Genomic DNA, 23,418 nt, shown 5'->3' with positions numbered 1-23,418 from the left:
GCATGTTCGCTGCCACCCACATCGAGGCTGCCAGCAAGGACGAGTTCTATGCCGAGCTCGCGCAGCAGGCGTGTGCACTGCTGCACGGCGAGCGCGATCGCGTCGCCAACGCGGCCAATTTCGCCGCCCTGGTCTGGCATGCGCTGCCGGCGATCAACTGGTGCGGGTTCTATTTCTTCGACGGCCGCGAACTCGTGGTCGGTCCATTCCAGGGCAAGCCGGCCTGCGTTCGCATCGCGCTCGGCAAAGGCGTGTGCGGCACCGCGGCGCAGACGCGGCAGACCCAGCTCGTCGACGATGTCAACGCATTCGCCGGCCACATCGCCTGCGACGGTGCCTCGCGTTCCGAGCTCGTGGTGCCGCTCATCGACGCGCGCGGCGTGCTGCTCGGCGTGTGGGACGTGGACAGCCCCGAGCTGGCCCGCTTCGACGCCGCCGATCGGCGCGGCATGGAGCGCTTGTGCGCGGCATTCGTCGCGTCGCTCGAACCGGCTGCGGCTGCGGCCTGAGGAATCCCCATGGCTGGCAACGACAACAAGATTCGCAACGTCGGACCGAAGTCCGCCGCCTGGCTGCGCCAGGTCGGCGTGCGCACCACCGACGACCTCGCCCGCGTCGGCGTGGTCGAGGCCTTCCTCAAGGTCAAGCGCGCCGGCTTCCGGCCCAGCCTCAACCTGCTCTACTCGATGGCCGGTGCGCTGGCCGACTGCCATTGGAACGATGTGCCCGAGGCGCAGCGCAAGGAGCTCGTCGCCGCGCTCGAGGCAGCCGAGTCGGCCAATCCGATCCGCTCGCGCTGGGAACGCCAGAAGGCGGCCAGCGACGGCGCGCCCAGCGCTGGCGACGATGGCAGCGGCGATGCGGCGCAGGCCGCGAGCCTGTTCGATGACCCCGATCGCGCCGAGGATGGCGCGGGCGGTGACGAGCGCAGCCTCAGCCGCTTCGATTGACGGCGCGATCGCCGCGCCGCGACCGCGTCAGCGCGCCGCCGCGTAGGCGCGCGCGTTGGCATCCCAGTCGGGTGTGGCCCGGATCGTCGGCAGCACATCGGCCACGCGTGTCACGCGTGTCCACAGGCCGCGATGCTCGATGTTCATGAAGCGCTGTTCGATCATCTGTTCGAGGAAGCGCTCGAGCGGTGCGTAGAATCCGTTGATGTCGAGCAGCAGGATCGGCTTGGCATACAGCGCCAGGCGCTTGAGCGTGAGCGCCTCGGACAGCTCTTCGAGCGTGCCGCAACCACCCGGCAGCGCGACCACCGCATCCGAGCCCGTCAGCAGGCGATGCTTGCGCTCGCGCATGTCCTCGACGACCTGCATGTCGCCCACGCCCGGATGCTGCCATTCCACTTCGACCATGAAGCGCGGGATGATGCCGATGACCTCGCCGCCTGCGGCGAGCGCGCCGTCGGCCAGCGCGCCCATGAGGCCGGTGCCGCCACCGCCGTAGACGACCGTGCACTGTTCGCGCGCAAGCGTCGCGCCAAGCTCGCGCGCGGCGGCCAGGTAAGCCGGATCGACCAGCGCGCTCGAGGCGCAATAGACACAGACTCGCATTGGCGCATTGTGCCGGAGCGCGCTTGCTGCACGCCAGCACGAACCATGGCCGGCGCGCGCGTAGACTGGCCGCCAGCCGTGTCGTGACCGGGAGACGCAGATGACCGACCAGCAATTCCTGCTCAAGCGTGAGTTCTTCGAGGAAGCGATCCAGATCCGTATCTACACCACCCAGCTCGCCGAGCTGGCGGTCACGCTCGCCCAGGCCGCCGGTGAACACGTGACGCGCCCGCTCAGCGCGCAGCAGATCGCGCGTGCGATCGAGGTCAATGGCGTCGAGACCCAGCTCGTGCTCGACGCCCTGACCGAGCGCCTGCAGAGGCTCTACCGCGAGGGCAAGCTGCCGGCGGATGCCGGCGTGCCGCGCTGGTGATATTCCCGTAGCGCGCCGGGGCGCCCGCTCGCGTCGTTGCGCGAACGGGCACTGCGGGCGGCGTTGCCTTGCTGCGCCCGCGTGGTGGCGCCGCGATGCCTTCGATCCGCAGTCGGTATTGTCCGAATCGGACAATGACGCGGAAATCCTGTGCGCGCTGCCCGACGCCGACCTCGAACGAGGGTGGCCGCGCCGCCGGCCTACTGATCCAGGCAGCAATCGTGCGCCCGAGCCCGCCGCACCGGCGCCGAGCGCGTTAGGGCGAAGCGACCCGGCGGCCGTCTTCAGCCGCGACAGGCGCGGCAACGCGAGGCGATCGACGGCAGGTGTGGCCGCAGTCGGCCTATGGCTTCACTTGTTCCACGTGCAGGCGTTTTCGCCGGATGCCTGCAGGTCTTCTTCGAAGCGGAAGATCTTGCCGTCCTTGTTGCGGATGTAGCGGAAGTCGGCGACGCGCGCGCCCTCGCTGGTCATCACGTATTCGCCGCCGGCGCCCACCGTCGCATCTTCCCGCCAGCGCATCGTCGCCTCGCCGGGGCGATCGCGCGGGGAAAGGGCGCTCTTGTCGTCGGTCAGCGCGACGGGGATCCGGCCATGGCCATGTTCGTAGGTGACGTAGCCAGCGTTGGCGTTCGTGAACTCGATTTCCAGCCGGATCGGTGGCTGATGGCCAATCGATACGAAGCAACGAAAGTCGTCCGGATCGGCGTGTGCCTGGCCGCAGATGCAAGCGGCAACTGCAAGTGTGAGGAGTCGCCTCATGGGGTTACGGTTTCATCCGGGTTTCGAGGTTTTCCGCGATCAGGCCGCAGTGGATGGTGACGGGTTGCGCCTTGATGACGGCGGCAAGGCTGCCGTCGATGAAATCGCAGGCCAGGATGTTGTCCGGATCGCTGTGGCGGGAGGAAAACACGTTGACGTTCACCTTCACGCCACCCTGGATCCAGCCGAGGCGATCGGTCGCGACGTTGCCGCCGCTGAAGTGGACCGGGCCCGCACTGCCGGGCGCCGCGACCTGCTCGTTGCCGAGGTCGATATGGCCCACTTCGTCGGCGTGCTTGGCAGCCGCCGGAGTCGGGTCGCCGTAGTAGCTTGCACTGGCAGTGATGCCTTCGTGCGTCGCCTGCAACTTTGCGGCCGCCTTGGGCGACAGGGTCACGCTCACGTTGAAGTCGAGCGGCTCGTTCGCGGATGCGGCAGCGAGCGTGCCGCAGAGCGCAGCGGCGAGGGCGTACAACCCATGACGTACGGATTTCATCTGGACCTCCGGATCAGTGACACCATGATTCCAGTTGCGTTCTGCCATGGGTCTGGACCGTCAACTGGGCTTTGGCGTTCGACGGCACTTCGTCATTGGTGCAACCCGGCTCGCTGACGACGTAGTCGGTGTTGCCGTTGCGGAAATGCCAGATCCGATGCGAACACATGCCCGTGCCTTCGCGGCTCTCATCGCCGATGAGGTTCATCGCCGGATCAGCCGGCGGCAGGTTGGGTTGGTTCCAGGAACGGTAGCGCGGCTGGTCGTCCGCCCCGGCGTCGATCACGATGTGGAACTTGTTGGTGTCGCACGCGAGAAGCACCTTGTTGCCGCCCGCGGCGCGGGCCGCTGCGGCCTCGGCCGGCGTGCCCTGCGCCGGCGCATGCCCGGGAAGATTGAGCGCGGTGATCCGGAACACTGCGGCGCGGCCGACGAGGTTGACCCACACCGTGCCATCGCCGTACATCACGCCGTCCGCATTGCAGAACAGCTCGCCCGGCTGCTGCCCGATTACGGCGTCCTGCAGGACGGGCCACAAGCCGCCGGCGTAGCGCTCGCGCAGGGCGGCCGCATCGTGGACCTCGACATGGCCACCGTCCTTGTAGTTGAGGCGAACCGGGTAATCGACCAGCGGCGCGAGTGCTGCCGCATCGCGTGCGGTGACGGCCTCGCGCAGCGTGTTGTCGAAGCGGTAAAAGTCGGTGGTGTCACCAACGCCGAGGACGGACAGATCGCAGCTCTCGCCCAGCCGCGAGGCGGCATTCGCCGGCCCCGCGAACAATTCGGCGGCGAGCAGGATGAAGATCAAGGTGGCAGCCATTCTCATGGGATTCGTCTCATGCTGTGCGGTTGGCATGTCATCGGCCCGGTTCCGGGTGCCAACAGTATCCGACATCAGGGAAATCGCTGCTCGGGTTCGTTCGCACGCTGGGCCGATCCCGGTTGTGCGTCGGCTCCGCGCCGTCATGCCGCGCGGGCCGCGTGCCCACCCCGACGGCGGAAGCAACACGTGATGTTATGCTCGGCGCGCCGGTGCCGCATTCGACGTCAGATCCGTCGCGCGTCGCGGATGGCAACCGACTTCGCATCGCAACATTGCCAAGGGAGGACTTCAGCATGCGTCGCGTACAGGTCATGGTTGCGGTCGCCACCTTCTGCATTCCTGCTGCGGCATGGGCCGCCAACGGGTATGGGCCGCAGGGATATTCGTCGGGAGGCGGCAGTAGCATCGAGTGTGACAGCTCGGGTGGTGCGGAACATCGCTGTCCGGCCCGCGGTTTCGCAGGCGCGCGGCTCATCCAGCAGCTGTCGCGCGCGGCTTGTGTCGAAGGTGAGACCTGGGGCTTCGACCAGGGTGATCCGGCAGTGTGGGTGTCCAATGGCTGTCGCGGACAGTTTGCGCTGATCCGTGAGCAGGGCGGCGGTGGTTATGACTCGCCATCGGACGATGATGGCGTTGTCGAGTGCGCCAGTTCGAACGGCGAGATGATGAAATGTTCGATCCCGAGCCATTGGCAGGGCGTGCGCCTGGTGGAAAAGTTGTCGCGCTCGGCGTGTTCGCCCGGCGAGGACTTCGGCTATGACCACCGGGGTGAAATGTGGGTCGACAACGGATGTCGGGGCCGGTTCGCGAACGATTCGCCGTACTGATCGCAAGACTCGCTGTTGATGCCGTGCCCGCGGCGTGGTCGCGGGCTGTTTCCCGACATGCGCCTGCGGCACGCGTCGCACCGCCGGCGCCCGGGCGTGCCGCGTGGCTGCTCGCCTGCGGTTGCGGTACCCAGTCCCATCTTCGCTGCACTCGTACCGCTCAGCTCGCGGCGTTTGGTCGATCCGCGCCTGCGCCTTTCTTCGGCGCTGCGACCGTCGGTGCGGGCGGCGATCGAAACCGGGTCGCGGGCACGCCTTTTGCTGCGTCCTGCATGGGCCAACGGTGCCCGCGGGTCGGGCTCATGCGCCAGTTGTTCGAGCAAGCGATCCAGATACCCACCCACAGCTCCCGCTTGCCGAGCTGACGGTCCCGCGGGCCGTCGGCCGGTGAGCACGCGATGCTCCGCTCGGCGCGCAGCCGGTCGCGCGTGCGATCGAGGTTCAATGACGCCGAAGGTCGAGCTCGCGCTCGACGCCGTGACCGAGCGCCGGCAGAAGCCCTACCGCGACGGCAAGTTGCCCGGGGAGGCGGGCCGCCGTGCTGACAACATCCGCGTGGTGCGCGCGGGGTGCCGGTTCGCCTTGTTGCGCGAGCGTGCACTTCGGGGCGGCGATCAACCAGCGAGGGGGAGTGCAGCATGACGTACATGATCCGTTTGTTGCTGGCCGCAGTGGCGGGCAGCCTGGCTTCGGTCGCCGCTGCGGCCGATTTCATTGGCGGCGGTACCGGGCCGATTCCCGATGGCAGCCCCGCCGGGATGACGATCACTTTCAACGTGTCGGGCATGGTCCAGCCGATCGATCGCGTGAACCTGCGACTGGGCCTCACCCACACCTGGGCCGGTGATCTCAAGGCCACCCTCGTGTCACCCGGTGGCAAGGCGCAGCTGGTCGTGTTCGGGCGGGTTGGTGTATCGAGGCCAAGCGCCGTCGGGACCCCGGCCAACTTCAATGGCACGTATGACTTCGGCGATACCGGTGCCGACCTGTGGGTCACGGCAGTCGGGCAGCCAAGCGCATTCGGCATCCCCGCCGGCCCTTACCGCACGAGCACCGAGGGTACGAAGCTGGGTCTGTCCGGCGGCTGTGGCACTTCGCTCGCGTTGGCCTTTGGCGGGCTCAGCGGCAGCGACGTCAACGGCGCCTGGACGCTGACGATCCCCGATAACTTCGGCGGGGACACCGGCAGCGTGAATTCGGCGCGGCTCAGCTTGCTCGATGACGCGATCTTCGGCGATGGATTCGATGCCACGCGGGGCCATTGCCGGCGCGCGTGGGCCGACTACACCGGCAGCGGCCGCACCAGCTACACGGTGGTGCGCAATACCGGCGGCGGCGCCAATGGCGACGTGACCTGGTTCGTGAAGGGCAACGATGGCACGGCGGCCGGGCCGGTGCAGAGTTTCGTTTTCGGCACCGCGACCAATTTCTTCACCAGCGGCGATTTCGATGGCGACGGCATCGCCGATGCGGTGGTCTGGGTTCCCGGCGCCGCCGCGTTCAAGGTGCGGCGCTCGAGTCGTCCTACCGATGTTCCGTTGATCCAGGTGATGGGCCAAACCGGCGACAATCCAACCCACATCGGCGATTACGATGGTGACGGCATCGACGATTTCGCACTGTATCGTGCTGGAAGCGCGCCGGGTGATGCCTCGCACACCCTGATCCGCCTGAGCAGCACGGGCGCGCTGCGCGATCTGGTGACCGGCGAGACCGGTGCGTTCGCAATGGGGGGTGTCGACTACACCGGTGACGGCCGCGCCGACATGGCAATCCAGTCGAACGCCGGCGGCGGCGTGGCCCAATTCCGCATCTACGACGGTACGACGGGCGCAATCGCCAGGACGTTCAACTTCGGCACGCCCTCAAATGTGGTCGTGGTGGGCAACCACGTCGGCAATGAGCTTCATGACATCACCACGACCGCCAGCAGCGGCGGCGTGGTGCAGTGGACGAGCTACGACATGGGGACGAGCACGGGCCAGCCATCGGTGGCGTTTGGCGCCTCGGCCACCGATTACGTGTTGTCCGGCGACTATGATGGCGATGGGCTCGACGACTATGCGGTGTGGCGTCCATCGGCCACTGCGGGCGAGTCGAAGTTCATGGTGCGAGGTTCGGTCTCGACCGTGGCCGACATGCCCTGGGGTCAGAACGGCGACTACCCCATCGCAAACGTACGCGCGCATTGAAGCCGGTCGCCGCGCTCCAGGCTGCGGGGCCGCGGCGGGTCTGCAAACCTGCGGGCGGGAATGGCCGCCGTGGTCGCCCCCGCTCGGGCCGGTCGCGCCTTCGGCAGGCCGCCGCTGCCGCGCCGCGGCGGCCGCATGCATCGGCGGCCGGCCTGATTCGCGCGCAACCGTCGCGGTGCAGGCTTGGCGCGCGGCGCCGCTGCGGTCAGCGGATCGCGCACGTTTGCGCGGCGCTGGCCGGTCCGACCTCGGGTCGGTCGTCAGCAGCCAACGGCGCTTGGCGCTCGCTTGTGGGCTGCGCTGCCAACGCAGGCGATCAACCTTGGGGCGGTTGTCGCGGTGTCGGCTTGGCGGGCGATGCGCGCGTGCGGCGCAACGGCGGCAACCACGGTTCCAGGGCGGCCTCGGCCAGGCCGGGCCAGTCGCGGTTGGCGGCCGGGCTGGCCGGGCTCGGATGCGGCAGGTAGTGCACCTGCACATCCGCTGCGAGCACGGCGCGCGCGCGAGCCTGTGCGTAACGGCCGATGCCGACCACCGCGGTGGGACGCAGCGCGCGCCAGACGTCCGCCAGCGCGCGATCGCAGGCCTGCGTGAGTGCTGCGCCCTCGTGCCTGCCCAGGCGCTCGGGCACGAGGTTGCGCGCATCCTTGATGAACAGCAGCGGGCAATAGTTCCAGACGAAGAAGCGGGCAAAGAACGCCTCCGGCGTGCCCACGCGCTGCTGCGCCCAGTGCCACAGCCGCGCGCCGCTGCCCTCGCTGCGCCGGCAGTCCTTGCCGAGGATCGGATACTTGCGGTGCTGCGCCGGCAACTCGCGGCCGAGCTGCAGCGGAATGTCGAACCAGTCGCGCACCATGGCGACGTCGCCGAACGGTACGCCGGTCTGCGCCATGCCCCAGGGCCCCGGGTTCATGCCCAGCAGCAGCACGCGGCCAGGCGCCGTGCCGTAGCGGCTGAGGTACTCGCGGTGCGCGGCCCAGGTGTAGACCAGCGGGTTGTACACGTGCGACGGCGTGCTGAAGTGCAGCGCCTGCATGTCGCGCGCGAGACGCCGCGCGATGCGGATCGTCGCGTTGCTGCCCGCACTCACTCGACGGTCACGCTCTTGGCGAGGTTGCGCGGCTGGTCGACGTCGGTGCCGCGCAGCACGGCGACGTGGTAGGCCAGCATCTGCAGCGGCACCGTGAACACGGCCGGCGCGATGAAGTTGCCGCCCGAGGCGACCTTGAGCACGGCGCCGCGCGCATCGGGGTGCTCGACGGCAGCGTCGGTGTCGGCGAACACGAACAGCTCGCCGCCGCGTGCGCGCACTTCCTCGAGGTTGGACTTGAGCTTTTCCAGCAACTGGTTGTTGGGCGCCACCGCGATCACGGGCATGTCGGCGTCGACCAGCGCGAGCGGGCCATGCTTGAGTTCGCCGGCGGCATAGCCTTCGGCGTGGATGTAGGAGATTTCCTTGAGCTTGAGCGCACCCTCCAGCGCCACCGGGTAGTGCACGCCGCGACCGAGGAACAGCGCATGCTGTCTGGCCACGAAGCGCTCGGCCAGTTGCGCGATCCGCGGTTCGAGCTCGAGCGTTTCACCGACCACGCGCGGCAGCGTGGCCAGCTCGCGCACGAGCTGCGCGCAGCGCCCCGCATCGATGCCGTTGAGGCGCGCCAGCTCGACCGTGAGCAGCGCCAGCGCGGCGAGCTGGGTGGTGAAGGCCTTGGTCGAGGCGACGCCGATCTCGGGGCCGGCGCGCGTCATCAGCACGAGATCGGACTCGCGCACGAGGCTCGATTCGGGCACGTTGCAGATCGCCAGTGATCCCAGGTAGCCGCGCTTGCGGCCGTCGCGCAGCGCGGCCAGCGTGTCGGCAGTCTCGCCGGATTGCGATACCGCCAGGAACAGCGTGCCCGGCGGCACCACCACGCGTCGGTAGCGGTATTCACTGGCGACCTCGACGCTGCACGGGATGCCGGCGATGCCCTCCAGCCAGTAGCGAGCGACGAGACCGGCATGAAAACTCGTGCCGCAGGCGACGATCTGCACGTGGCGCACGCGCCCCAGCAGCGCGTCGGCGTCGACGCCGAAGATGTTGGGCAACACGTGGTCGTCGCTGATGCGGCCTTCGAGCGTGTCGGCCAGCGCGCGCGGTTGCTCGAAGATCTCCTTGAGCATGTAGTGGCGATATTCGCCGCGCTCCACCGCGTCGGCACTGAGTTCGCTCCTGCGCAGCGGACGCTCGACGGGTTGCCCCGCGGCATCGCAGATCGCGTAGTGGTCCTGGTCGATCTGCACCACGTCGCCTTCTTCGAGGTAAATGAAGCGATTGGTGTGACGGATCAGCGCCTGCACGTCGGAGCCGAGGAAATGTTCGCCATCACCGACGCCGAGCACGAGCGGGCTGCCGCGGCGCGCGCCGACGATGCGGCCGGGTTCGTCGCGGTTCATCACCGCGATCGCGTAGGCGCCGTGCAGGCGCGCGACTGCCGCCAGGACCGCCTCGCGCAGGCTGGCGCCGGCGGCGATGGCGTGATCGATGAGGTGCGCCACGACTTCGGTGTCGGTCTGCGAGCTGAACCGGTAGCCGGCGGCGGTGAGTTCCTCGCGCAGGGCGGCATGGTTCTCGATGATGCCGTTGTGGACGAGCGCGATGCGCTCGTTGGACACGTGCGGATGCGCGTTGGCCGTGTTGGGCGCGCCATGGGTGGCCCAGCGCGTGTGGGCGATGCCGCTGCTGCCGTGCACGGGCGCGCGCGCCTGCAGCGCCTCGAGCTCGCGTACCTTGCCGGCGGCGCGCAGTCGCGCCAGCACGCCGTCCTGCAGCACGCAGACACCGGCCGAGTCGTAGCCGCGGTATTCCAGCGCCTTGAGGCCATCGAACAGGGTCGACACGACGTCACGACGTGCGCTGGCGGCGACGATTCCACACATGGGGTGATCCTTGCAGGGGAGCGGGTGGGGCGGCTGCGTCCTTGCCGACACGGCCGGGCACTGCCAAGATGATAAACCCACGGCGGCTGAGTGACGGGTGAAGACAACCGATCACGCCGGCCCCAGTGCGCGCACGTGGCGCAATGCGCCAGCGAAGAGCCGCCGGCACGCCGTCGTCGCCACCGGCCCGGTCACGAGGCGGATTCGACTGAAGGAATCAAGTTGATGGACGCGCGTTACCGAGGCCCGGTGTTCACGGAGGCCAACACGATGGAGCGAAACACCGGAATGTGGCAATTGCTGCGCCGGCAGTCGATTCGCTGGCTGGCCCTGCTGGCGCTGGTCGAGTTCGCCTTGCTGAGCTGCGCGGTGGCCTTGGCCGCGCACCTGCGCTACCTCGGCAACGCGGGTGGGTTGGCGGACTTCATGCCATGGCTGTGGCCGCGGGCGGCGCTGTTCGCGCTGGCGCTGATGATCGGCATGGCGGCGTTGGGCCTGTATCAGCAGCATCTGCGCGAGAGCTGGTTCGGCCTTGCCGCGCGCCAACTGGTCGGCTTCGCGATTGGTCTGGCAGGCCTGCTGGTCGTCTACTACCTGCTGCCCGATGCCGCCATCGGCCGCGGTGTGCTCGCCATCGCGCTGCTGCTCGGTTTCCTGCTGGTGCAGGGCTGGCGCTTGCTGTTCGCGCGGCTGATCGATATCGACCTGCTCAAGCGTCGCGTCCTCGTGCTCGGCGCCGGCGAACAGGCCGCCGCGATTCCGCAGCGCATGCGCCGGCGCAGCGATCGCCGCGGATTCCTCGTGCTCGGCTACGTGCGCATGGGTGAGGAAGCCGTGCGCGTGGCAGCCGAGGACGTGCTCGAGGTCGAGGGCAGCCTGCGCGGCTATGCCGAGTCGCTGCAGGTCAACGAGATCGTGGTGGGCCCGGACGATCGGCGCTGCGGCCTGCCGATGCGCGAACTGCTCGACTGCAAACAGGCCGGCATCGCGGTCAGCACGCTGGCTTCGTTCTTCGAGCGCGAACGGGGTCTGGTCAACCTTGCGCTGGTCGAGCCGTCGTGGCTGGTCTTTTCCGAGGGCTTTGACACCTCACCGCTGCGTCATGCGGTCAAGCGCGTGTTCGACATCACGGTCGCGCTGCTGGTGTTCGCGCTGACCTGGCCGTTCATGCTGCTGGTGGCGCTGGCCATCGTGCTCGAATCGGGCCTGCGGGCGCCGATCCTGTACCGCCAGCCGCGCGTGGGTGAACACGGCGCCGTGTTCGATGTGATCAAGTTCCGCAGCATGCGCACCGATGCCGAACGTGACGGTGTGGCGCGCTGGGCCACGCGCGGCGACACCCGCATCACGCGCGTGGGGCGCCTGATCCGACGCACGCGGCTCGACGAGCTGCCGCAGCTGTGGAACGTGCTGCGCGGCGACATGAGCATCATCGGACCACGCCCCGAGCGGCCCGAGTTCGTGGCCGATCTCGCCCGCCAGATCCGCTATTACAACCTGCGTCACGCCGTGAAGCCGGGATTGGCCGGCTGGGCGCAGCTGCGCTACCCGTACGGTGCCTCGGTCGAGGATGCCGAGCAGAAACTCAAGTACGACCTGTTCTACGTCAAGAACCACAACCTGCTGCTCGACATCATCATCCTCGTGCAGACGGTCGAGGTGGTGCTGTTCGGGCGCGGTGCGCGCTGACCGGCGTCAGTGCGCCGGTCGCGTCGGCGGTGGATGTGCGCTGGCCACCTTGAGCGGGCGCAGCGGCGAGCTGTACCAGTCCACGACCTTGCCGTCGCTGAAGGCGATCCACGAAGGTCCGTAGTCCCAGCGCTCCACGCTTTCCATCAGTGGCCGGCCCTGCAGCGCGCGCACCGTGGTCGCGTCGCTGCCGAGCAGGATGAGGCCGCCGGTCGCGGCAACGGCAGGGCTCGGCAGGCCGGCATCGGCGGGCGCTGGCGCGGTGCCAGCAGCATCATCCTGACCGGTATCGAACAGGCCGCCGGCCCACAGACCCCACCCCAGCGCCACCGTCAGCAGCAGCCAAGGCCAGCGCCGTGCGCGCTTCCCAGCCTGCGCTTCGATGCCGGCGGCCCATGGCGTCGCGGTTGCGCGCGGCAAGGGCGTGGTTGGCGCCAGGTGGGCGGCGCCCGGCAGGCGCCCGTAGCGACGGTGGAACTGGTTGGCGGCGTTGTAGGCCACCGTCAGTTCGGACAGCCGCAGTGCGTCGCCGGCATCGGCGCTCACGCCGTGGCGATCGGGGTGCAATTCGGCAACGCGGCGTCGATAGGCGGCCTTGAGCTCGTCCAGCGAACAGCCTGGAGCCAGCCCGAGCTGTTGGTACAACGCCATGAAATCGGCCTTGGTGGCCACGTCGCCCTCGCTGGATCCGCGTCTGCGGTGCACCCCAAACCGGCGCCGCAATGCCGCGCCCGCACCGGTGTCTGGCCGATTCTACGTCGCGCCGCCGCCGCGTGAACGCACCGCCCCCTTGATGCGCCCACCCTCGTCACGCAGTGGCAAGCGGCGCTAAACTGTGAACTGCGTCACGTTTTGCTGGTGGCGCAAGGTGCGCCGGCGGTGCCACCACAGCGGTGTGGCGGTTCGCGCGCCGGTCGCCCATCGATACGGCGCGCGCAAGAGGCGAAGTCATGAGGATCGCGGCAGCAATGGCCAACGACGAGATTGCGACCGATCGCGATGGCTGGGTCGACGAGGTCGAACAGGTGGAACCGGCGCGGTTTCGCGCCCGCTACCTGCTGCCGCGACGGCCGGTGGTGGTGCGCGGCGCACTCGCAGCCTGGCCGGCGCGTCATCGCTTCACGCCGGAATTCTTCCTCGAGCACCACGCCGACCGAACCGTGCGCGTGCGCGGCCGCCCGTACCGGCTGGGCGACATCGTCGGCCAGCAACTGCGTTCCGACGCCGAGCATCCGGCGCCATACCCCTGCACGCTGGCCGATTGCAGCGATCTGCTCCCCGACCTCGGCCCGCGGCTGGCCTGCGGCCAGCCCAATCGCCACACCAGTCCGTTGATGCCAAAGGGCGTGTTCGATCTCGTCAACCACCTCGAGATCTTCTTTGGCGGCCCCGGCAGCGGCTTTCCGTACCTGCACTACGACATGCTCCACATGCACACCTGGATCGCGCAGGTGTACGGCGCCAAGGAGTTCACGTTCTACGAACCCGGTCAGGAAGACCTGCTCTACGTGCATCCGCAGATGCCATGGATGTCGCGCATGGACGACGTCAATGACCGCGAGCGCTGGCCGTCGCTGCAGCAGGCGCGCCGTCACAGCGTCGTGCTCGAGGCCGGCGACGCCGCCTTCGTGCCGTGTGGCGTATGGCACATCACGCGTTGCATCAACATGAATATCACGGTCGCCTTCGACCAGCTCGAAGCGAGCAACTGGCGCGAGTTCACCCGCGACGTGGTCGCCGAGGAGCGCCGCAAGGGGCACCGGGCCCGTGCAGGCTGGCTTGGCGCCTACCTCGCGGCGCTCGGTCCGCTGTTCGGCGTGACCGAACGCTTCGGCGCCAACCGCGGCGCCGATTGGGGCGTGCCGCGTGTGCATTGAGGCAAATACCGGATCAATCGCGATGCAGCCAGCGACGATGACCATGGCCATGAGCAACGATCGGGCTGCGCGCGCGCGGCACGGCCGCGTGGTGGCCGCGCAGGCGATTGGTCGCTGCGCAGTGATCGGCTGCGCTGCCATGCGGTTGCCGCGACGCACTGCATGTCCGTTGCGATGGAGCGTGTGATGGGCGTTGCCAGCGTCTTGCCGCCACGCCCGGGCGGCGCCGACAGCCTGCTTGCGCCGTGGTTGGCGCAGGCCGGTTCGAGCGCGCCGGCGCTGCGTGCGGGCGAGTTGCAGCTCAGTCACGCGCAACTGCTCGCGCGCGTCGCGGCGCATACGGCTGCGCTGCGCGCCGCCGGAGTGCAGTGTGGTGACGTGGTGGCGCTGCCGGCCGAGCGCGCGATCGAAACCATCGCTGCCATGCTCGCCTGCATCGCCTGCGGCGCGGCCTATCTGCCGCTCGATCTGGACTTTCCCCCGGCGCGGCTCGCCGCGATGCTCGACGATGCGGCGCCGCGCTGCTTTTACGCCAGCGCCACCGCGCAGGCGCCGACCGGCATCGCACGCATCGAGCCGGCCGCGGCCATCACGGTCGCGGTCGTGCCGGAGCTGACGGCGGGCGAACTGGCCTATGTGCTGTTCACCTCGGGTTCGACCGGCCGGCCCAAGGGCGTGGCCATGCGCAGCGCCGCGCTGGCCGGGCTGTTGGCCTGGCACCTGCAGCATCCGCGTCTGGGCCACGGCGCCCGCACGCTGCAGTTCGCGCCGCTCGGTTTCGACGTCTCGTTCCAGGAAATTTTCACCACGCTTGCCGCAGGCGGCTGCCTCGTGTTGCCGAGCGACGCCGAGCGGCGCGATCCCTACGCGCTGCTGGCGCTGCTGGCGCGCGAGCGCATCGAACGCCTGTTCGTGCCGCATGTCGCGCTGCAGGCGCTGGCCGAGGCCGTAGCCGCTGGCGGCGTGCTGCCGGCCGCGCTGCGCGACATCATCACCGCCGGTGAACCCTTGCACGTCACGCCGGCGATCCGCGCGCTGTTCGTGGCATTGCCGGGCGCCGTGCTGCACAACCATTATGGTCCGACCGAAACCCATGTCGTGACCGCCCACGAGCTCGACGGCGATCCCGCGCAGTGGCCGGCGGCGCCGCCGATCGGCCGCGCGCTGCCGCACGTGCGCACGCGCATCGTCGATGCCGCGCTGGTCGAGGTGGCTGCCGGCGCGGAAGGCGAGCTGCTGCTTGGCGGCGCCTGTCTGGCCGCCGGTTACATCCACCGCCCCGAGCTCACCGCCGAGCGCTTCATCCTGCTCGATGGCACGCGCTGGTATCGCAGCGGCGATCGCGTGCGCGATGTCGGCGGCGGCGTGCTCGATTGCCTGGGACGGCTCGACGACCAGATCAAGATCGACGGCTTCCGCATCGAGCCGGCCGAGGTCGAGGCCGTGCTGGCCGACCACGATGCGGTGGCCGCCGCCGTGGTGGTGGCCTGCGACGCACCGGCCGGGCGGCGCCTCGTCGCGCACGTGGTGGCGCGCGATGCCCACGCCGATCCGCACGCGCTCGCTCTCGCGCTGCAGGCACACTGTGCCGCCAGCCTGGCCGCCTACCTCGTGCCGCAGGCGGTACTCATGCACGCCGCGCTGCCGCTCACGGCCAGCGGCAAGGTCGATCGCCGCGCACTCGCCGCGACAAGCGCGACCGAGCCGCTGCAATGGCGCGAGGACGCGCCGCTGGTGGAGCAGTTGCGCGAACTGTGGCAACACCTGCTCGGGGTGGCGCGGCTCGACGTGCACGCCAACCTGTTCGACCACGGTGCGCGTTCGCTGCTCGTGGTCGCCGCGCTGACCGAACTGCGCCGGCACGGTCACGTACTTGGCGCGGCACAGATCTACGAACATCCGACGATCGCGGCGCAGGCGGCCGTGCTGGCGGCGCCGGCAGCGGCCGCGGGCGGCAGCGAGGCCGACCCGGCCCGTGCGGCCGCGCGGCGCGCCGCGTTCACCCGTTTCGGCGCCCGCAGCGGAGGTGGACGATGAACGAGCCCGCGCAGGATGGCATTGCGATCGTCGGCATGGCCGGCCGCTTTCCCGGCGCGGCCAGCGTCGACGAGCTGTGGGCGAACCTGCTCGCGGGTCGCGAAGCGATCACGCGGTTCGCAGCGGACGAGCTGTCGCCGCGCGTGCCGCGCGAGCTGCGCGAGCACCCGCGCTACGTGGCCGCCCGCGGCATCATCGCCGATGCCGCGCGTTTCGACGCCGCGCTGTTCGGGATCCCCGCGCGCGAGGCGCAACTGATCGACCCACAGCAACGCATCTTCCTCGAGCTGTGCTGGAGCGCGCTCGAACACGCCGGCATCGACCCGGCGCGCAGCGAGGGCAGCATCGGCGTCTGGGCCGGTACGTCCAACAACGGTTATCGCAAGCTCATCGACGAGCATCCCGAAGTCATCGCCGCCAGCGGCGAATTCGCCGCGATGCTCGCCAACGAGAAGGACTACGTCGCCACTCGCGTCGCGCACCGGCTCGGCCTCACCGGGCCGGCGATCAGCCTGTACACGGCCTGTTCGACCTCGCTGGTGGCGGTGGCGCAGGCCTGGTACGGACTCATGAGCTGGCAGTGCGACGTGGCGCTGGCCGGCGGCGTCAACCTCGTGGTGCCGCAGGAGTCGGGCTATCTGCCGGCCGAAGGCGCGATCGAGTCGGCTGACGGCCATTGCCGACCATTCGCCGCCGACGCCAGCGGCACCGTGTTCTCCTCGGGGGCAGGCGTGGTCGTGCTCAAGCGCCTGGCCGATGCGCTGGCGCAAGGCGACACGATCTACGCGGTGATCCGCGGCGTGGGCGTCAACAACGATGGCGCGGACAAGGCCAGTTTCAGCGCGCCGAGCGTGCGCGGGCAAAGCGCTGCCATCCGGCTCGCGCTCGACTGCGCCGGTCTCGATGCCGGCGCGATCGGCTACGTCGAGGCGCATGGCACCGGCACCCTGCTGGGCGATCCGATCGAAGTGGAGGCGTTGACGCGTGCCTTCCGCGGCGACGGCGCAGCAGCGGCGACCTGCTGGCTCGGTTCGCTCAAGGGCAACCTGGGTCATCTCGTCGCGGCGTCGGGTGTGGCCGGCCTCATCAAGGCGACGCTGGCCCTGTATCACGAGCGCATCCCGCCATCGATCAACCTCGAGCAACCCAATCCGCAGATCGACTTTGCCCATTCACCGTTCCGGCTTGCGCGCGAGGCGGTGGCCTGGCCGCGCGGCGCCACGCCGCGCCGCGCCGGCGTGAGTTCGTTCGGCATCGGCGGCACCAATGCGCACGTCGTGCTCGAGGAAGCACCACCGGCGCCGCCCGCGGCGGCGGGGCGCGGCGTCGAGCTGCTGCTGCTGTCGGCGCACGATGAAGCCGCCCTGCAACGCCGGGCGCAGCAACTCGCGCAGCATCTGGAACACGCCAGCGAGGCGCAGCTGCCCGACATCGCCGCCACGCTTGCACTCGGCCGCCGCGAGCTGGCGGTGCGCGGCGCCGTAGTCGCGCGTGATGCCGCGCAGGCGGCCAGCGCGCTGGCGCAGCTCGCGCCGCAGACCGCGCGTCACCGCAAGATCGCGCTGCTGTTCCCGGGTCAGGGCTCGCAGCATGTCGACATGGCACGCGAACTGGTGGCGACCGAACCGGTGTTCGCGGCCGAGTTCGAGCGCTGCTGTGCGCTGGCCGGTCCGCACCTGGGCTGCGACCTGCGCGCCCTGATCCTGCCGCCGCCTGCGCAGGCGACCGCTGCCGCCGAGCGCCTGGCACAGACGCGCTACACCCAGCCGGCGTTGTTTGCAGTCGAATACGCATTGGCGCGGCTGTGGGAAAGCTGCGGCATCGTCGCCGATGTCCTCATCGGTCACAGCAGTGGCGAGTACGTCGCGGCCACGCTGGCCGGCGTGTTCACGCTCGAACAGGCCGTGATGCTCGTGTGTGCGCGCGGCGCCGCGATGCAGGCGCAGCCGACCGGTGCGATGCTGGCGGTGCGCGCGGCGCCGGCCGCGATCGCCGCGCAGCTCGGCGCCGGACTCGACCTTGCCGCGCACAATGCGCCCGAACTGTGCGTGGTGGCGGGCACTGGCGCCGCCATCGACGACCTCGCGCAGCGGCTCACCGCGCAGCATGTCGCCAGCACGCGGCTCAAGGTCAGCCATGCCTTCCACAGCGCGCTGATGGCAGGCGCGCTGGAGCCGTTCGAGCGTGCGTTCGCCGGCCTGTCGCTGGCGGCGCCGACGCGGCCGTTCCATTCCTGCGTCAGCGGCGCGCCGATCACCGCGCAGGAGGCGACCAGCGTCGCCTACTGGTGCCGCCAGCTGCGTCAGCCGGTGCAGTTTGCCAGCGCCATCGCCGCGGCGACGGCCGACGGTGTCAGCCTGTTCATCGAGGCCGGGCCCTCGCACGCATTGACCAGCTTCGTGCGCAGCCAGCTCGGCGGCGACGCGCAGGCCGTGGCCACACTCGGCCCGGCCGCCAAACCCGGCAGCGACGCCGAACATTTTGCCGCCGCGCTGGGTGCCTGCTGGGTGGCCGGTGCCACGCCCGACTGGAGCCTGCGCTACGCCGGCCAGGGCCGTCGCCGCATCGGTTTGCCAACCTATCCGTTCGGCGGCCAGCGCCATTGGATCGACCCACCGTTGCCCGTGCGCGGTGCGACAGAGGAAGTCAGCATGAACGAAGTCCAGCCCACACCCGCAGCTCCCGTGACCACGACCGCGACCGCCGACACGACCGCCGACACGGTCGCGCCGGCGGCCGCCGATGCCGCGCTGCGCGTGCAACTGCGTGCGCTGGTCGAGTCGCTGACGGGCGAGCGCATCGACGCCAGCCATGACACCAACAGTTTCCTCGAGCTCGGGCTCGATTCGCTGTCGCTGACCCAGGCCGCGCTCGAACTCGAGCGCCAGCATGGCGTCAAGCTCAAATTCCGGCGCCTGCTGGAGGACCTCGACAGCATTGCCAGTCTCGCTGGCTTCATTGCCTCGACGCGGCCACAGCCGGTCGTGGCCGCGCTGGCGCCGGCAGCAATGCCGACGCCAACTCCGACACCCATTGCGGCGCCGTCTGCGACCACCGCCACCGCCACCGCGCCCGCCGACCTGCTCGATCTGCTGCGCAGCCAGCAGGCGCTCATGCAGCAGCAGATGCAGTTGCTGGCACGGCTGGCCGGCGCTGCCGCGCCCGCCGTGGCAGCACCGTCGCCGAGCGTGGCCACGCCCGCGGTCGCCACCGCGCCGCCCCCGGCAGCCGGCGCCGACGCGCTGCCGGCCGATCTTGGTGCGCGCCCGTTCGGCGCCAGTGCGCGCATCACGCGCCAGCGCGAGCTGGCCCTGACGCCGGCGCAGCACGCCTGGATCGACGACTTCACGCAGCGCTACAACGCGCGCACGGCGCGTTCGAAGGCGTTCGCCGAGCACAACCGCGCGTGCATGGCCGATCCGCGCGTGGTGACCGGCTTCAACCCGCTGTGGAAGGAGCTCGTCTATCCGATCGTCGTCGAGCGCTCGCAAGGCGCGTACCTGTACGACCTCGACGGCAATCAGTACGTCGACTGCCTCAATGCGTTCGGGGCCAATTTCCTCGGCTACCAGCCCAGCGCCGTGGCGGCCGCGCTGCATCAGCAGATCGACGCCGGCTACGAGATCGGGCCGCAGCATCCACTCACCGCCGAAGTGGCGGCGCTCATCGCCGAGATGACCGGCATGGCGCGCGTGGCGTTCTGCAATACCGGATCCGAAGCGGTGATGGGCGCGATGCGCATTGCGCGCACCGTGACCGGGCGCCGCACGATCGCGATCTTCACCAATTCCTACCACGGCATCTTCGACGAGGTGATCGTGCGCGGCACGCGCAGCCTGCGTTCGATCGCGGCGGCGCCGGGCATCCTTGCCAGCGCGGTCGAGAACGTGCTCGTGCTCGACTATGGCAGCGATGCCGCGCTCCAGGTGCTGCGCGAGCGCGGCCACGAGCTGGCCGCGATCATGATCGAGCCGGTGCAGGGCAGGAACCCGACGCTGCAGCCACGCGCCTTCGTGCAGGCCTTGCGCGCGATCTGCGACGAGGCCGGCTGTGCGCTGATCTTCGACGAGGTCATCACCGGATTCCGCTTGGCCCAGGGCGGCGCGCAGGCGTTCTATGGCGTGCGGGCCGACATCGCCACCTACGGCAAGATCATCGGCGGCGGTCTGCCGCTGGCGGCGATCGCCGGCAGCGCGCACTGGCTCGATGCGCTCGACGGCGGCGACTGGCACTTTGGCGACGACTCGGTGCCCGAAGCCGGTGTCACCTATTTCGCCGGCACCTTCGTGCGGCATCCGTTGGCGCTGGCGGCGGCGCGCGCCGCGCTGCTGCACCTCAAGCGCAGCGGGCCGGCACTGCAGGAAACGCTCAACGCGCGCAGCGGCGAACTCGTGGCGCGTCTCAACGCATTGTTCGAGCAACGCGCAGCGCCACTCACGGCGGTGGGCTGCAGTTCGTTGTGGCGCATCGTCGCCGACGAGGACCAACCGTGCGCGAGCCTGTTCTGGTATGCGCTGCGTGGGCACGGCCTGCACCTGTACGAACAGTTCAATTGCTTCCTCACCGAGGCCCACGGCGCGGTCGAGGTCGAGCGCATCCACGAGGCGGTGCGCGCCGCACTCGACGAGTTGCTCGCGGCCGGGCTGCTGCGGCCACGTGCGGCGCCGCCGGCGTTGCCGGCAGCGGCCAGCGCGCCTGCAGCGGCAGCAACCACGCTGCCCGAGACGGTGGCGCTGACCGACGGCCAGCTCGAGAAATGGCTCGGTTGCCAGTACGGGCCGAGCGCCGCGCTGGCCTGCAACGAAGCGGTGCTGCTCGAATTCGACGGCACGCTCGATCGTTCCGCACTCGAGGATGCGCTGCGCAACCTGTGGCAGCGTCACGAGGCGTTCCGCTGTGCCATCTCGGCCAACGGGCGCAGCCTGGTGCTGCAGGCATTGCCGCCGTTGCCGCTGCGCGAGGTCGATCTCGCCGGCGCTGATGCGCAGAGCGCGCTGGCGGACTGGTGCGAGCGCGAGATGCGCACGCCGTTCGATCTCACGCAAGCGCCGCTGCTGCGTTTTGCATTGCTGCGGTTGGGCGCGCAACGCCATGCCCTGCATGTGATCGGCCATCACCTCATTCTCGATGGCTGGTCGCTGGCGGTGCTGTGCGAGGAACTGCAGGTTGGCTACAACGCCGCGCACGCCGGCCACGCGGCGCAACTGCCGGCCGCGCAGAGCCTGCGCGCCTACGCGCTGGCCGAGCATGCCCGGCGCGCCGGCAATGGCGCGGCGCAGTTGGCCTGGTGGAATGCGCTGTACGCCGAGCTGCCGGCGCCACTGGATCTGCCGGCCGACCCGACCCTGACCGCGGGCGCCGACAGCGACTTCGACGCCGCCACCGAACGCCACGAGTTCGGCGTCGAGCTGAGCACCGCGTTGCGCGCACAGGCCAGGCGTCGCGGGGTGACCCTGTACGGTCTGCTGCTGGGCGCCTTCGGCCTGTTCCTCGCGCGCCTGTCGGGCCAGCGCGACTTCGCGGTGGCCGTGCCGTTCGCGGGGCAGGCGCTGGCCGGCAGCGGCGCGTTGATCGGCGATGGCGTCAACACGCTGCCGCTGCGGCTGCGCATCGCGGCGCACGATGGCATCGACGCGGCCGTGGCCGGTGCCCAGGCCGCGTTGCTCGATGCCGCCGAGCATCAGGACCTCAGCCTGCTGACGATCGTGCGCGCGCGCGCGCTGCGCCGGCGTGGCGCGCGTGGCGCGCTGGCCGATGTGATCTTCAATCTCAATCCGCGCGTGCGCGCGCCGCAGTTCAGTGGGCTGGTCACGCGCTGGCGCGATTGCCCGCACGTGGCGCTGTTGTGGAACCTGTTCTTCAACCTCAATGACGACGGTCGCCAGCTCACGCTGGATCTGCACTACCGGACCGCGTTGTATCAAACGGCGACGATCCAGCGCTGGATCGCCCAGTACGAGCGCCTGCTCGAGGAGGTCGCCATGCAAACCCCAACGCATGTGCTGCCGGCAGCGGCCGTCGCCACGGCCACGCCAGCGGCACCGGCGCCGCGGCCGGACACCGGTTCGCTGCTCGATCTGATCGCGGCGCAGGTGCAGGCCACGCCCGACCGCATTGCGGTATCGGATGCGGGCGCAAGCTACAGCTACGCGCAGTTGTGGCATGCCAGCGCGCAGGTGGCGGCGCGACTTCTCGCCAGTGGCGTGGGCCGCGGCGAGCTGGTCGGCATCTGCATGCCGCGGCGCTGCGCGATGCTGGCGGCAGCGCTCGGGATCCTGCGCGCCGGTGCAGCCTACGTGCCGCTCGACGCGGCGTTCCCCGCCAAGCGCCTGCAGCTCATGGCCGAGCGTGCCGCGTTGCGGCACGTGGTGGTGCTCGACGGCGAAGCCGTACCGGATGCGGTGAGTGGACCCGGCATCGCGCTGGTCGCGTTCGGCGACGGCGAGCTGCGCCGGGCCGCGGCGGTGACGCCGCTGCCGGCCGTGAGTGGCGCCGATCTCGCCTACGTGCTGTTCACGTCGGGCTCGACCGGCGAACCCAAGGGGGTGCGCATCCTGCACCGCAATCTCGTCAATTTCCTGTGCTCGATGCGCGAGCAGCCGGGCTTCGACGCCGACGATGTGATCTGCGCGGTGACCACGCTGTCGTTCGACATCGCCGGGCTGGAGCTGTACCTGCCGCTGATCTGCGGCGCGCGCGTGCACATCGCCAGCGAGGCGCAGGTGCGCGATCCGCAGCAGGCGCGAGCGCTGTTCAAGGACTGCGGCGCCAGCGTGCTGCAGACCACGCCGACCCTGCTGCGGCTGCTGTGCGAGGGTGACGCGGGCGAGGCGGTGGCCGGCCTGCGGCTGCTGGTCGGCGGCGAGGCGATGCCGCGTGACCTGGCCAGTCTCGTGCTGCCGCATTGCCGCCAGTTGTGGAACATGTACGGTCCCACCGAGACCACGATCTGGTCGACGCTGCATCGTGTCGTCGCCGACGAGGATCCGGTGCCGTTGGGGCGGCCGATCGCCAACACCCGCATCCATGTGCTCGATGCCGCGGGGCAGGCGGTCGCGCCCGGCGAGCGCGGCGAGATCTGGATCGGCGGCGACGGTGTCGCCGACGGTTACCTCAACCGCCCCGACCTAACGGCCGAGCGTTTCCGCGCCGACCCGTTCGCGGCCGACGGCAGCCGCATGTACCGCACCGGGGATGCCGGCAGCCTGCGCGACGGCGTGCTGCAGTTCCATGGCCGCATCGACGACCAGGTCAAGGTCCGCGGCTTTCGCGTCGAGCTTGGCGACATCGAGGCCGCCGCGCACGAAGATCCGCTCGTGCGCGAGGCCGCCGCGGCGGTGCGCGAGTTCGGCCCGCACGACCAGCGGCTCGTGCTGTACGTGACCGCGCGCGACCGCTTCGGCGACCTCGCCACGCGCCTGCGCGAGCGCCTGCGCGACACCTTGCCGGCCTACATGCGCCCCAGTCACATCGTCGTCGTCGAATCGATGCCGACGACGCCCAACGGCAAGATCGACCGTAAGGCCTTGCCGCCACCAGCCGAGCAGGCCGCGCCGGCCGCCGCGCCGGCCGCTGCCGTGGTCGACGCGCGCGAGACCTATCTTGCCGCGCTGTGGTGCGAGCTGATCGGTGTCGCCGCGGTGCAGGCCGACGACAACTTCTTCGACCTCGGTGGCGATTCGCTGCTGGCGGTCGACATGCTCGCGCGCGTGGAACGCGAGACCGGCACGCGCCTCAACGTGCTGGCGATCGCCACCGGTACGCTGGCCAGCATCGCGACGGCGCTGCCGCAGGAGTCGGCGACGCTGCGCGGCGGCTGGCTGTCGCGCCTGCGCGGCTGGATCGGCGCGAGGCGCACCGGATGACG

At 69.9% G+C, this 23,418-nt stretch carries 17 protein-coding genes; 10 read left to right on the top strand and 7 right to left on the bottom strand.

Annotation, left to right across the window (positions count from 1 at the left end; genetic code table 11):
* The first annotated feature begins 2 nt into the window (after positions 1-2).
* Entirely contained in the window at positions 3-509 is a 507-nt protein-coding gene (locus KF903_RS07055; RefSeq protein ID WP_291212984.1) for a GAF domain-containing protein, read from the top strand.
* Between the two features lie 9 nt (positions 510-518).
* Complete coding sequence (locus KF903_RS07050) at positions 519-950, top strand: TfoX/Sxy family protein (protein ID WP_291212981.1); 432 nt, start codon at positions 519-521, stop codon at positions 948-950.
* A 27-nt stretch (positions 951-977) separates the two neighbouring features.
* Here the strand turns inward: KF903_RS07050 and KF903_RS07045 are convergent, their stop codons facing one another.
* Positions 978-1,556: a TIGR00730 family Rossman fold protein gene (locus KF903_RS07045; RefSeq protein WP_291212978.1), complete on the bottom strand. Its 579-nt coding sequence runs from the start codon at positions 1,554-1,556 to the stop codon at positions 978-980.
* A 100-nt stretch (positions 1,557-1,656) separates the two neighbouring features.
* Here KF903_RS07045 and KF903_RS07040 point away from each other — a divergent pair, with 100 nt between their 5' ends.
* Positions 1,657-1,929, top strand: coding sequence for a hypothetical protein (locus tag KF903_RS07040; protein ID WP_291212976.1), 273 nt, complete (start codon positions 1,657-1,659; stop codon positions 1,927-1,929).
* 351 nt (positions 1,930-2,280) lie between these two features.
* Here KF903_RS07040 and KF903_RS07035 read toward each other — a convergent pair whose 3' ends face one another.
* From KF903_RS07035 to KF903_RS07025, 3 genes are read right to left on the bottom strand one after another with little or no spacing between them, the layout of a single operon-like run.
* The gene (locus KF903_RS07035) at positions 2,281-2,691 is read right to left on the bottom strand and encodes a hypothetical protein (RefSeq protein ID WP_291212974.1); all 411 of its coding nucleotides are present in this window, start codon (positions 2,689-2,691) and stop codon (positions 2,281-2,283) included.
* A 4-nt stretch (positions 2,692-2,695) separates the two neighbouring features.
* On the bottom strand, positions 2,696-3,235 hold the full coding sequence (locus KF903_RS07030; RefSeq protein ID WP_291212971.1) for a hypothetical protein: 540 nt from the start codon (positions 3,233-3,235) through the stop codon (positions 2,696-2,698).
* Positions 3,201-3,995 (bottom strand): hypothetical protein, encoded by a 795-nt coding sequence (locus KF903_RS07025; protein WP_291212970.1) that lies wholly within the window; start codon positions 3,993-3,995, stop codon positions 3,201-3,203. The genes KF903_RS07030 and KF903_RS07025 overlap by 35 nt, the downstream gene beginning before the upstream one ends.
* Before the next feature lie 308 nt (positions 3,996-4,303).
* On the opposite strand from KF903_RS07025, the gene KF903_RS07020 reads away from it, so the two are divergent.
* From KF903_RS07020 to KF903_RS07010, 3 genes are all read left to right on the top strand, one after another.
* Entirely contained in the window at positions 4,304-4,837 is a 534-nt protein-coding gene (locus KF903_RS07020) for a DUF3011 domain-containing protein (protein WP_291212968.1), read from the top strand.
* Positions 4,838-5,281: 444 nt separating this feature from the next.
* Positions 5,282-5,479, top strand: coding sequence for a hypothetical protein (locus tag KF903_RS07015; protein ID WP_291212965.1), 198 nt, complete (start codon positions 5,282-5,284; stop codon positions 5,477-5,479).
* Positions 5,476-7,029 carry a hypothetical protein gene (locus KF903_RS07010; RefSeq protein ID WP_291212962.1) on the top strand — a complete coding sequence of 518 codons (1,554 nt, stop codon included), beginning with the start codon at positions 5,476-5,478 and terminating at the stop codon, positions 7,027-7,029. Before KF903_RS07015 ends, KF903_RS07010 begins: the two co-directional genes overlap by 4 nt.
* Before the next feature lie 316 nt (positions 7,030-7,345).
* On the opposite strand, the gene KF903_RS07005 is transcribed toward KF903_RS07010, so the two are convergent.
* Both KF903_RS07005 and glmS read right to left on the bottom strand, forming a co-directional pair.
* Positions 7,346-8,119 carry a uracil-DNA glycosylase family protein gene (locus KF903_RS07005; protein ID WP_291212959.1) on the bottom strand — a complete coding sequence of 258 codons (774 nt, stop codon included), beginning with the start codon at positions 8,117-8,119 and terminating at the stop codon, positions 7,346-7,348.
* Positions 8,116-9,948, bottom strand: a complete 1,833-nt coding sequence (gene glmS, locus KF903_RS07000; RefSeq protein WP_291212956.1) for a glutamine--fructose-6-phosphate transaminase (isomerizing) — start codon at positions 9,946-9,948, stop codon at positions 8,116-8,118. The genes KF903_RS07005 and glmS overlap by 4 nt, the downstream gene beginning before the upstream one ends.
* A gap of 270 nt (positions 9,949-10,218) precedes the next feature.
* Between glmS and KF903_RS06995 the strand changes: the two genes are divergently transcribed.
* Positions 10,219-11,637, top strand: a complete 1,419-nt coding sequence (locus tag KF903_RS06995) for a TIGR03013 family XrtA/PEP-CTERM system glycosyltransferase (protein WP_291212954.1) — start codon at positions 10,219-10,221, stop codon at positions 11,635-11,637.
* 6 nt (positions 11,638-11,643) lie between these two features.
* Here KF903_RS06995 and KF903_RS06990 read toward each other — a convergent pair whose 3' ends face one another.
* Positions 11,644-12,309, bottom strand: a complete 666-nt coding sequence (locus KF903_RS06990) for a J domain-containing protein (protein ID WP_291212950.1) — start codon at positions 12,307-12,309, stop codon at positions 11,644-11,646.
* Between the two features lie 278 nt (positions 12,310-12,587).
* On the opposite strand from KF903_RS06990, the gene KF903_RS06985 reads away from it, so the two are divergent.
* From KF903_RS06985 to KF903_RS06975, 3 genes are all read left to right on the top strand, one after another.
* On the top strand, positions 12,588-13,514 hold the full coding sequence (locus KF903_RS06985) for a cupin-like domain-containing protein (RefSeq protein ID WP_291212947.1): 927 nt from the start codon (positions 12,588-12,590) through the stop codon (positions 13,512-13,514).
* 186 nt (positions 13,515-13,700) lie between these two features.
* A complete protein-coding gene (locus KF903_RS06980) occupies positions 13,701-15,551 on the top strand; it encodes a non-ribosomal peptide synthetase (RefSeq protein ID WP_291212944.1) in 1,851 nt (616 codons plus the stop codon).
* Complete coding sequence (locus tag KF903_RS06975) at positions 15,548-23,416, top strand: non-ribosomal peptide synthetase/type I polyketide synthase (protein WP_291212941.1); 7,869 nt, start codon at positions 15,548-15,550, stop codon at positions 23,414-23,416. Before KF903_RS06980 ends, KF903_RS06975 begins: the two co-directional genes overlap by 4 nt.
* Positions 23,417-23,418 lie beyond the last annotated feature (2 nt).

The sequence above is a fragment of the Dokdonella sp. genome (assembly GCF_019634845.1).
GTDB lineage: Bacteria > Pseudomonadota > Gammaproteobacteria > Xanthomonadales > Rhodanobacteraceae > Dokdonella_A.
The sequence above is the reverse complement of the archived record's forward strand: the minus strand, read 5'-3'. Positions and strand labels throughout refer to the sequence as shown.

Excerpts from the sequence above, each read along its gene's own strand:
- KF903_RS07055 (WP_291212984.1), top strand. The coding sequence starts at position 3 with ATGTTCGCTGCCACCCACATCGAGGCTGCCAGCAAGGACGAGTTCTAT.
- KF903_RS07050 (WP_291212981.1), top strand. The coding sequence starts at position 519 with ATGGCTGGCAACGACAACAAGATTCGCAACGTCGGACCGAAGTCCGCC.
- KF903_RS07045 (WP_291212978.1), bottom strand. The coding sequence starts at position 1,556 with ATGCGAGTCTGTGTCTATTGCGCCTCGAGCGCGCTGGTCGATCCGGCT.
- KF903_RS07040 (WP_291212976.1), top strand. The coding sequence starts at position 1,657 with ATGACCGACCAGCAATTCCTGCTCAAGCGTGAGTTCTTCGAGGAAGCG.
- KF903_RS07035 (WP_291212974.1), bottom strand. The coding sequence starts at position 2,691 with ATGAGGCGACTCCTCACACTTGCAGTTGCCGCTTGCATCTGCGGCCAG.
- KF903_RS07030 (WP_291212971.1), bottom strand. The coding sequence starts at position 3,235 with ATGGCAGAACGCAACTGGAATCATGGTGTCACTGATCCGGAGGTCCAG.
- KF903_RS07020 (WP_291212968.1), top strand. The coding sequence starts at position 4,304 with ATGCGTCGCGTACAGGTCATGGTTGCGGTCGCCACCTTCTGCATTCCT.
- KF903_RS07015 (WP_291212965.1), top strand. The coding sequence starts at position 5,282 with ATGACGCCGAAGGTCGAGCTCGCGCTCGACGCCGTGACCGAGCGCCGG.
- KF903_RS07010 (WP_291212962.1), top strand. The coding sequence starts at position 5,476 with ATGACGTACATGATCCGTTTGTTGCTGGCCGCAGTGGCGGGCAGCCTG.
- glmS (WP_291212956.1), bottom strand. The coding sequence starts at position 9,948 with ATGTGTGGAATCGTCGCCGCCAGCGCACGTCGTGACGTCGTGTCGACC.
- KF903_RS06995 (WP_291212954.1), top strand. The coding sequence starts at position 10,219 with ATGGAGCGAAACACCGGAATGTGGCAATTGCTGCGCCGGCAGTCGATT.
- KF903_RS06985 (WP_291212947.1), top strand. The coding sequence starts at position 12,588 with ATGAGGATCGCGGCAGCAATGGCCAACGACGAGATTGCGACCGATCGC.
- KF903_RS06980 (WP_291212944.1), top strand. The coding sequence starts at position 13,701 with ATGGGCGTTGCCAGCGTCTTGCCGCCACGCCCGGGCGGCGCCGACAGC.
- KF903_RS06975 (WP_291212941.1), top strand. The coding sequence starts at position 15,548 with ATGAACGAGCCCGCGCAGGATGGCATTGCGATCGTCGGCATGGCCGGC.